This is a genomic window from Photorhabdus sp. P32, from assembly GCF_038085095.1.
Lineage (GTDB): Bacteria > Pseudomonadota > Gammaproteobacteria > Enterobacterales > Enterobacteriaceae > Photorhabdus > Photorhabdus luminescens.
The window spans coordinates 19,422-29,430 of record NZ_JAZGJN010000228.1 but is presented as its reverse complement, the minus strand read 5'-3'; the positions used below and the strand labels follow the sequence as shown (position 1 = coordinate 29,430).

Sequence of the window (10,009 nt, the reverse complement as noted above, 5' to 3'; positions counted from 1 at the left end):
CCCGACACTTTTAATGCAGAAGTAGTCTTACGAGATCGAGTTCGGTCTCGTGGGCTCGGAGTTGTGTATAAGAGACTGGTAAATAGGTAAATAGGTAAATAGGTAAATAGGTAAAATAAACACTTTAACTCTGTGAGTAAATATATTTACACAACAAAAACAGAGCCTGTAAAAAAACAGATTATCAATTAGCTAAAATGTATTTTAGAAAACAATATAGCACGCAGTCACATTATAGTGTCATATTATACAAAACGCCAATACGGTACATAGGTTAATACTGCAATATAAAACTTCTCCTCAATACTTCTTTCATCCCTCCGAAATATAGTAGGGATGGCTACAATAAATATACCATTGTTTTTATCCCTTAATTAGTATATACCCAATGGATTTCAAGATGCATCGCGACGGCAAGGAAGCGAATCCCCGGGAGCATAGCGAACTATGCGACCGGGGTGAGTGAGCGCAGCCAACAAAGAGGCAACTTGAAAGATAACGGGTATAAATTATCCACAACTGAGCCCGGCCCCCTGGCTTAAATCTTACTTAATGAGATGATTGTTATGGCTGGGCCTTCTTATATTCGAACTATGAGAATTGCAGCGCTATGACTGAACCGGTCAAAGTTCATAAAGAATATGACAAACTAGTCGATCTATTACAATTTCGAGGTATGAATATTACTGCTCAAATACAGGAATGATATTCTTGCTAGGTTAGGCATTCCCCCAGGAAATGGCCCAATATTACAGAACTGGCTAAGTGCAATGAATGTACTTAGGAATCGATGCGCACATCACTCCCGGATTTGGAATAAAGTTAACGAACCAAAACTAAAGCCACTACCAAATCATCCTTTTTTTAATAAATTAGGATTAACTGATGATTCCTATGAAAGAATGTACGGCATGATTGCTATATTATGGTTCTTGATTAAAGAGATAGGCCCAAGTTCAAAATGGATATCCACTGTAGCAGATTTAATAGATAACAAGCCAGAACTACCCGGATGCAATTTAACAGCAATGGGGCTACCTAATAATGATGGATTCCCCCGAGCATTATTTAATACAGAGTGATCAACCAGAATAGAACTAATGATGGTGGATTACTTATTTACAATGACTCTACTGATAACAAAAACATTAGTAATAAGAAAAAAGATCTTATTCAGATCTTTCTCCCGTCAATATTTCGGTAGAAATTTTAAGTTTCTAAAGAGGAACAAATCCAATTACCTACACACGTCAAAAAGTCAAAACCTGATAAAACGCCAGTAACCAAACAATCACGAAAGAAAATACACCGGCGATAATATCATCCAACATGATGCCTAATCCGCCATGAACATAGCGATCAAACCAGCGAATTGGCCACGGTTTCCACATATCCAGAATACGGAACACTATAAAACCGGTCAAAACCCACTGCCAGTTAACCACCGGAATTGCCATCAATGTGATCCACATACCGATAAATTCATCCCAGACAATACTACCGTGGTCATGAACCTTCATATCATCAGAAGTACGCTGACAAATCACTATGCCGAAAAACATCCCAATAATAATAGCCAACCAGCAAATCCATTCCGGCAACTGAATCAGTAATAACCAGAATGGAATAGCCGCTGCCGATCCCATTGTCCCCGGCACAACCGGCGACAATCCACTACCAAAACCTGTCGCTAATAGATGCCAGGGATTACTCATCCGTAAACGACGCTTTGCCTTATCCATGTGCTTCCTCAGTAATAAAGTGATCGAACCCTTTCAGATCTAATTTAATCTCTTTATTATTGCTGTAGTAACGAACTCCCTCTGATTCCGCCATAATCTGTCCAACACAGCTAAAACTAGCACCAGTATGCGCCAACGCAATTTCCAACGCACCACGATTCCTCTCCGGGACAGTAAAACATAATTCATAGTCCTCCCCGCCACTCAAAGCCCACATCAAAGCTTGTTGTGGTTCAACATATTGTTTCATCGCATCAGAGTAAGGAATCGCATCCAGATTTATTCTGGCTCCACATCGGCTGGCTTTCAGAATGTGACTCAAATCGGAAATCAAACCATCAGACAAATCAATAGCTGATGTTGCCAAGCCACGTAGTGCTTGCCCTTGCAAAATACGAGGTTGCGGCCTGAGATGGCGCTGAACCAACCAGTTGTGGGATACCGGATCAGAAATTTGCAGACGGTTTTGTAACAGGGCCAAACCTGCCGCACTATCACCCAACGATCCACTCACATAAATCCAATCGCCATTTTTTGCGCCAGTACGCAGTAACGCTCTGCCTGTGGGAACTAAACCATGAATCGTCAACGTCAGACTCATCGGGCCACGCGTAGTGTCACCACCAATAAGCTGCATACCGTAATAACGCAATTGCTCAAACAGACTGTCACTGAAACTACTCAGCCAGCATTCATCCACTTCCGGTAATGTTAACGCCAATGAAAGCCAGGCAGGATCAGCGCCGACCGCAGCCAGATCACTAAGATTCACAGCGAGAGATTTGTAAGCTAAATCTTCAGGGGAGATATCAGGTAAAAAATGAATGCCTGAAACTAAAGTATCCGTACTAACCGCCAATTGTTGTTTATCGGCCAACGTCATCAGTGCGCAGTCATCACCAATACCTAAATTTACATCACGCCGGTTAGTCTCCTGGCGATCAAAATAACGTGCAATGAGGTCAAATTCGCCACATGCCATAATAAAATCCCAAAAATTACAGATGATCATGAACATAAGGCCGGTATCCCGGCCTTACAAATCATCGTCTACGGTGGGAAAAACCCGACAAGCAGTCGCTTATCTTTTTCTGCGTACTGCCGGACCAGATTTATCCAATACTCCGTTCACGAATTTGTGACTATCTTCAGCACCGAAGACTTTTGCCAATTCGATAGCTTCGTTAATAGCCACTTTATAAGGGACATCATCACGATAACTTAGTTCAAACATAGCAATACGCAAAATGGCTTTTTCTACCTGACCTAACTCTTCGAGCTGACGGGAAAGATAAGGAGCCATCAAAGCATCCAGCCTAACTGCATTCACAGCTACTCCTGACAGCAATTCACGAAAATAGGTTACGTCAACACCAGTGACGTCCTGCTCCGACAGAAACTGTAATTCAACATCAGCAATGCTATTGCCAGATAATTGCCATGAATATATAGCCTGAACAGCGCACTCACGAGCACGACGACGAGCAGCAGGTTTCACAAGATTCCCCTTAATTAAAACTAAAATCAGCCTTTAATGGCATTAATTACATTGACCATTTCCAGTGCGGTTAATGCAGCTTCTGCACCTTTATTACCCGCTTTGGTTCCTGCGCGCTCAATCGCCTGTTCAATGCTTTCTGTAGTCAGAACACCAAACGCCACTGGGATTTCACTGGACATCGCCACATTAGACAGACCAGAACTGCATTCACCAGCAACGTACTCAAAATGAGCGGTACCACCACGGATAACTGTACCTAGCGCGACAACGGCGTCATATTTACGGGTTTCGACCAATGTCTTCACTGTCAATGGTAACTCGTAAGCACCAGGAACCCAGACAACAGTGATATTCTCTGAGGCAACCTGACCGATACGTTCAAGCGCATCTACTGCGCCGCTTAACAGACTGTCATTAATGAAGTTGTTAAAACGTGCAATGGCAATCGCCACACGAGCTTGTGGAGCTGCAACAACACCTTTGATTACGTTCATAGCCTTCCTTCTATCTGTTGATATCCGCAGGGGGGCGGATTCTACCATATTTTTCGTTAGCCGCGCCTGCGGATTTAGCAACAGAGCATAAAAACAAGCAAACTAACTCATACTCACCGATTCAGTCAGTATACAGGCCGCAAGCGTAGACGAAGATCAGGTCCAACTTGCTGAACATCAAAAATGTCAAATTCCGGCGCCTCTGCCAGATTTTTGAGTTCAGGAATAGTAAACAATCCACAAGCCGTATCACCTAACACTTTTGGCGCAACGTAAAGAACCAGTTCATCCACCAACCCTAAAGTTAGCAATGCCCCCGCCAGCAATGCCCCGCACTCAGTCCAGACCGTATTAATCTGGCGCTTCCCCAATTGCATCATCAATGACACTAAATCTACTCCAGCGCCATGAACCGGTAACAATATCTGTTCTACATTTTCAGATAAGCCATGTTCATCTGCTTTAGTGCGAGCCAGCCAACAATAACCGGGCTGTTGTATCACCTGATGCTGAGGACCAACACGATTCTGACTATCAACAATAACACGTACCGGTTGACAAAGATTCTCCTCAGGATAAACCGCCTGAGTTTCCGCATCCAATTCACTCCAACGAACCGTCAAGTGAGGATCATCAGCCAGAACAGTGCTACTGGAACTCAGAATCGCGCTACATTGAGCCCGAAATTTTTGCACATCATGGCGAGCTTGAGGTGATGTAATCCATTTACTTTCGCCAGAAATCAACGCCGTTCGTCCGTCAAGAGAAGAAGCCATCTTCAACTGAATATACGGGAACCCAGTACGCATCCGCTTTAAAAATCCCCGGTTGAGAGATTCAGCTTCTTCCATCATCAGCCCATGTTCTACTGCAATACCAGCCTGTTGCAGCTTATAAAGCCCCCTTCCTGCTACCTGTGGATTAGGATCTTGCATCGCCGCAACCACTCGGCTAACGCCAGCCGCAATCAACGCATCGGCACAAGGCGGTGTTTTACCGTGATGACTGCATGGCTCAAGCGTAACATAAACAGTTGCGCCTTTAGCTTTATCTCCGGCCATCCTTAAAGCGTGAACCTCAGCATGTGGCTCGCCAGAACGTAAATGAAAACCTTCCCCAACAATCTGTCCATCACACACAATCACACAACCGACGTTAGGATTGGGTGACGTGGTAAAGCGCCCTTGATGCGCCAATTCCAAGGCGCGCGCCATATATTTTTTATCGTTATTCATTGACTTAACCTTGCAATTTAGCAATCTCTTCGCCAAATTCACGAATATCTTCAAAGCTGCGATAGACAGAAGCAAAACGGATATAAGCAACTTTATCCAACTTCTTCAATTCATCCATAACCAGATTACCAATCATTTTAGATGGAACTTCCCGCTCACCGGTAGCACGCAACTGAGATTTAATATAGCTAATCGCCATTTCTACATCATCAGAACTGACCGGGCGCTTCTCCAGCGCTTTTTGCATACCACGGCGCAACTTCTCTTCATCGAACGGCTCTCGGATATCGTCACTTTTTATTACTCTAGGCATAACCAGCTCAGCCATTTCAAAAGTGGTGAATCGTTCATGACACTCAAGACACTGGCGCCGCCGGCGCACCTGCGAACCATCCCCTACCAAACGAGAATCAATCACTTTGGTATCAACAGCAGCACAAAATGGGCAATGCATATCTTTTCCTGATGGTTAATCCAAACTAAATTTACAGTTTATCCTTAATCTGAATAAAAAACACCCTGTCAGCCGGATACTCACAGGGTGTTTGAACAGCATCAAGGTCGAATAATTAAGGCAATAAAGATGGCTGATCAGCCCCTTCCTTCTCAACCTTTTGTTGGATCATGTGTTCACGCTTCATACCCAGTTTCAACGCTAAAGCGGAAGCAACGTAGATAGAAGATATCGTACCGATAGAAACACCGATTAACATCGCCAGTGAGAAACCTTTCAACATTGCGCCACCGAAAATATATAACATCAGCACCACCAGTAAGGTAGTCGCGGATGTCATGATGGTGCGGCTCAATGTTTGCGTCAGAGAGACATTCATAATTTCATACGACGTACCACGACGGATCTTACGGAAGTTCTCACGGATACGGTCAGAAACCACGATACTGTCATTCAATGAGTAACCGATAACTGACATCAGCGATGCCACAATGGTCAGGTCAATCTCGATATGGAACAGTGACAGAGCCCCTAGCGTGATGATGACGTCATGGGCAAGGGCGAGAACCGCACCCAATGCTAAACGCCATTCAAAACGGAATCCAACATAAATCAAGATACAAATAAGCGCCGCCAGTAACGCCATTGCACCATCTTGGGCGAGCTCAGCACCAACACTTGGCCCAACAATTTCAACACGAGTAACACTCGCATCTTTATCAATGGTGTCATTAATGACCTTAATAACCTTTTTGCCCAGCTCCTCGTTAGCCGCCCCCATAACCGGTGGCATACGCACCATGACATCACGGCTACTACCGAAATTTTGCAATAGCGGATCTTCAAAACCCGCTTTTGCCAGGCTATCACGCATCTTATCCAGATCAGCAGATTGACTGAGTTTGATTTCGATTACCGTCCCACCGGTAAAATCGAGTCCCCAGTTAAACCCACGGGTTGCCATCACAAAAACAGAAGCTACCAATAGCAGCAACGAAATTCCGAAAGCAACGTTGTCCCAGCGCATAAAATCATAGACTTTACGACCGTAGTTCAATTGTTCAACAGTATAATCCTGTGCCACAACGTGCTCCTTAAATTGATAGCTTCTTAATACGCTTACCGCCGTATAGCAGGTTGACGATTGCTCGAGTACCCACAATAGCGGTGAACATAGAAGTCGCGACACCAATTGACGTTGTTATCGCAAAGCCTTTAATTGACCCGGTACCAACAGCATAAAGAATGACCGCAGTAATCAACGTGGTTAGGTTAGCGTCAATAATACTGGAGAAAGCCCCTTTATAACCTTCATGAATCGCTTGTTGTACTGTCCGGCCATTACGGAATTCTTCTTTGATGCGTTCGTTAATCAGTACGTTAGCATCAACCGCCACCGCAAGTGTTAGCACAATACCCGCGATCCCCGGCATGGTTAACGTCGCCCCTGGTAACAGAGACATGATACCAACAATCAACACCAGGTTAGCCAACAAAGCACTGCTCGCAATCACACCGAATTTGCGATAGTAAACCACCATAAACAGAATTGATGCAATTAAGCCCCACAGACAAGCTTCTAAACCTTGTTCAATGTTTTGCAGACCAAGGGTTGGCCCAATGGTACGTTCTTCCACAATCTGAATCGGCGCAATCAGAGCCCCCGCACGCAACAGTAAGGATAACTGACGCGCTTCGGTTGCATTGGAAAGACCCGTGATACGGAAGCTATTCCCCAAACGAGTCTGAATATTAGCAATGTTAATCACTTCTTCATGTTTAACTAACACTGCCCGACCGTTGGCATCTTTCTTACCGCTGTCTTTATATTCCACAAACAGTGTTGCCATTGGCTTACCAACATTGTCTTTGGTGAAATTAGACATTGCTGTGCCACCGGCACTGTCCAGTGAAATACTCACCTGTGGATTACCGTATTCATCGGCATCCGAGATTGAATCTGTAATGTGATCACCGGTCAAAATAACACGCTTATATAGCGCAACCGGATTGCCATCACGGGTGTTTTTCACCTCAGAATCACCTGGTACACGGCCTGATGCAGCCGCGGTAGAGTCAATACTGGTATTAACCAGACGAAATTCCAGCGTTGCTGTCGCGCCAAGAATCTCTTTTGCGCGAGCAGTATCCTGAATACCCGGTAATTCAACCACAATACGGTCAGCGCCCTGACGCTGAACCAATGGTTCAGCCACCCCTAGTTGATTAACACGATTACGCAGAATGGTAATGTTCTGCTGCACCGCATAAGAACGGGCTTCGCGCTGACGTTCATCACTCATCACCGCTTTCAGGGTATTATTGGCTCCAATACTGAAAACTAAATCGCGGTGACGGCCAGTAAGATAGTTTTCTGCCTCATCGCGCGCTTTTTCATCGCGGAAGCGGATTTCTACACCGTAATTATCAATTTTACGAACAGTAGAATAAGGAATACCTTTTTCGCGCAAACCAGTGCGCAGGCCATCAATATTCTGCTCTTGCAGTTTGCCTAATGCGGTTTCCATATCCACTTCCATCAGGAAGTGCACCCCACCTCGCAAATCAAGGCCCAGCTTCATTGGCTCGGCGCCAACCTTGCTTAACCAGGTTGGTGTCGCTGGCGCCAGGTTCAATGCCACCACGTACTGATCGCCTAATGTGGACATCAATACTTCACGGGCACGAAGTTGAATATCGGAATTATTGAAACGAGCAAGAATCGCACCATTTTCCAGCGCAATAGATTTACTCGCGATTTGATTTTTTTCTAAAACATTATGGACTTGGGCCAGCGTTTGCTCACTGGCGGCAATACCTCGCGCGCCAGTGATTTGTACAGCCGGATCCTCACCATAAAGGTTGGGAAGCGCATAAAGCAAACCGATGAGGATCGCAGCGATCAGCATCAGATACTTCCACAAAGGATAACGGTTTAGCACGGCAGTTCCCTTCGGGAAAATCAGAAATTATAAAGCTTTCATTGTACCTTTCGGTAAAACGGCAGCGACGAAATCACGTTTAATGGTCACTTCAGTAGTATCATTCAGTGCTACAACGATATAACCCGTGTCAGAAACTTTAGTGACACGACCAATCAAACCGCCATTGGTCATCACCTCATCGCCTTTGGAAATAGAATCCATCAGCTTTCTGTGTTCCTTGGTACGTTTCTGTTGTGGACGCAGGATCATGAAGTAGAAGATCAGGCCGAAAACAACCAGCATGATGATCAAAGAATATGGGCTTCCCTGAGCCGGTGCGCCAGCAGATGCTGCTGCTTCAGAAATAATACTCATTAAACTTCCCTCATTGTTATCAAATTCAATAGTAATCAAAAACCAGCCGCAATATGCTATACACACTGAAACCAGTCAATCACCACTTAAGTCAAATACTTAATGCCGGAACGGGTTTACCAATCCGTTGATAAAAATCTTCAACAAACTGTTCAAGATTACCTTCTTCGATAGCTTGACGGATCTTAGCCATCAGGCGCTGATAATACCGCAAATTATGGATAGTATTCAGCCTTGCACCGAGAATTTCATTACAACGGTCAAGATGATGCAAATATGCCCGACTATAATTCCGACAAGTATAACAGTCACACTGTTCATCCAGCGGCGAAGTATCCTCTTTATGTTTGGCATTACGGATTTTAATCACACCATTGGTCACAAAAAGATGACCATTACGGGCATTTCGAGTTGGCATCACACAATCGAACATATCAATACCGCGACGAACCCCTTCCACCAAATCTTCTGGTTTCCCTACCCCCATCAGATAACGCGGTTTATCCTGCGGGATTTGCGGACAGACATGTTCAAGAATACGGTGCATATCCTCTTTAGGCTCGCCTACCGCCAAACCACCTACAGCGTATCCATCAAAACCAATCTCTACCAGACCTTTTACTGAAATGTCACGTAAATCTTCGTAAACACTTCCCTGAATAATACCAAACAAAGCGTTTTTATTCTGTAATTCATCAAAACGCTTACGACTACGCGCCGCCCAACGTAAAGACATCTCCATCGAACGTTTCGCATAATCCCAATCAGCAGGATATGGCGTACATTCATCAAAAATCATGACAATATCAGAGCCTAAATCATACTGGATTTCCATCGATTTTTCCGGGCTAAGGAAAACCGGGGTACCATTGATTGGGTTACGGAAATGTACACCTTCCTCTTTGATTTTACGCATTGCGCCAAGGCTGAATACCTGAAAACCGCCTGAATCCGTCAAGATTGGACCATGCCATTGCATAAACCCATGCAGATCGCCATGAAGTTTCATGATTTCCTGCCCTGGGCGTAGCCACAAATGGAAAGTATTGCCAAGCAAGATCTGCGCACCAGTTTCTTTTACCTCTTCCGGCGTCATCCCTTTTACCGTGCCATAAGTCCCAACTGGCATAAATGCCGGCGTTTCTACCACGCCACGCTCAAAAATCAGACGACCACGACGAGCTTGGCCGTCGGTAGTTTGTAATTCAAATTTCACTTAACCTCCAGGCATCAGATAAACAGTCCGATGCTGTTGTTTGAAACCAGATAAAGTTGGAATTTACC

The 10,009-nt window shown here is 44.7% G+C and carries 11 protein-coding genes; 1 reads left to right on the top strand and 10 read right to left on the bottom strand.

The annotated features are described in order from the left end of the window. The first annotated feature begins 680 nt into the window (after window positions 1-680). Window positions 681-1,082 (top strand): Abi family protein, encoded by a 402-nt coding sequence (locus V2H77_RS06225; protein ID WP_341498126.1) that lies wholly within the window; start codon window positions 681-683, stop codon window positions 1,080-1,082. 168 nt (window positions 1,083-1,250) lie between these two features. Here V2H77_RS06225 and pgpA read toward each other — a convergent pair whose 3' ends face one another. The 10 genes from pgpA to tgt all read right to left on the bottom strand — a co-directional run bounded on the left by pgpA (window position 1,251) and on the right by tgt (window position 9,941). Next, entirely contained in the window at window positions 1,251-1,742 is a 492-nt protein-coding gene (pgpA, locus tag V2H77_RS06220; RefSeq protein ID WP_341498125.1) for a phosphatidylglycerophosphatase A, read from the bottom strand. Beyond that, window positions 1,735-2,724 (bottom strand): thiamine-phosphate kinase, encoded by a 990-nt coding sequence (thiL, locus tag V2H77_RS06215; protein WP_341498124.1) that lies wholly within the window; start codon window positions 2,722-2,724, stop codon window positions 1,735-1,737. Before thiL ends, pgpA begins: the two co-directional genes overlap by 8 nt. A 99-nt stretch (window positions 2,725-2,823) precedes the next feature. Then, complete coding sequence (gene nusB / locus V2H77_RS06210; protein WP_341498123.1) at window positions 2,824-3,240, bottom strand: transcription antitermination factor NusB; 417 nt, start codon at window positions 3,238-3,240, stop codon at window positions 2,824-2,826. A gap of 26 nt (window positions 3,241-3,266) precedes the next feature. Continuing rightward, a complete protein-coding gene (gene ribH / locus V2H77_RS06205; protein WP_088375020.1) occupies window positions 3,267-3,737 on the bottom strand; it encodes a 6,7-dimethyl-8-ribityllumazine synthase in 471 nt (156 codons plus the stop codon). 125 nt (window positions 3,738-3,862) lie between these two features. Next, the gene (gene ribD / locus V2H77_RS06200) at window positions 3,863-4,972 is read right to left on the bottom strand and encodes a bifunctional diaminohydroxyphosphoribosylaminopyrimidine deaminase/5-amino-6-(5-phosphoribosylamino)uracil reductase RibD (RefSeq protein WP_341498122.1); all 1,110 of its coding nucleotides are present in this window, start codon (window positions 4,970-4,972) and stop codon (window positions 3,863-3,865) included. Window positions 4,973-4,976: 4 nt separating this feature from the next. Further along, on the bottom strand, window positions 4,977-5,426 hold the full coding sequence (gene nrdR, locus V2H77_RS06195) for a transcriptional regulator NrdR (protein WP_036775072.1): 450 nt from the start codon (window positions 5,424-5,426) through the stop codon (window positions 4,977-4,979). Between the two features lie 115 nt (window positions 5,427-5,541). Then, window positions 5,542-6,510 (bottom strand): protein translocase subunit SecF, encoded by a 969-nt coding sequence (secF, locus tag V2H77_RS06190; RefSeq protein WP_341498121.1) that lies wholly within the window; start codon window positions 6,508-6,510, stop codon window positions 5,542-5,544. 10 nt (window positions 6,511-6,520) lie between these two features. Next, window positions 6,521-8,368 (bottom strand): protein translocase subunit SecD, encoded by a 1,848-nt coding sequence (secD, locus tag V2H77_RS06185; RefSeq protein ID WP_341498120.1) that lies wholly within the window; start codon window positions 8,366-8,368, stop codon window positions 6,521-6,523. Between the two features lie 27 nt (window positions 8,369-8,395). Continuing rightward, window positions 8,396-8,725 (bottom strand): preprotein translocase subunit YajC, encoded by a 330-nt coding sequence (gene yajC, locus V2H77_RS06180; protein ID WP_011148038.1) that lies wholly within the window; start codon window positions 8,723-8,725, stop codon window positions 8,396-8,398. A 91-nt stretch (window positions 8,726-8,816) separates the two neighbouring features. After that, the gene (gene tgt / locus V2H77_RS06175) at window positions 8,817-9,941 is read right to left on the bottom strand and encodes a tRNA guanosine(34) transglycosylase Tgt (protein ID WP_214087444.1); all 1,125 of its coding nucleotides are present in this window, start codon (window positions 9,939-9,941) and stop codon (window positions 8,817-8,819) included. Window positions 9,942-10,009 lie beyond the last annotated feature (68 nt).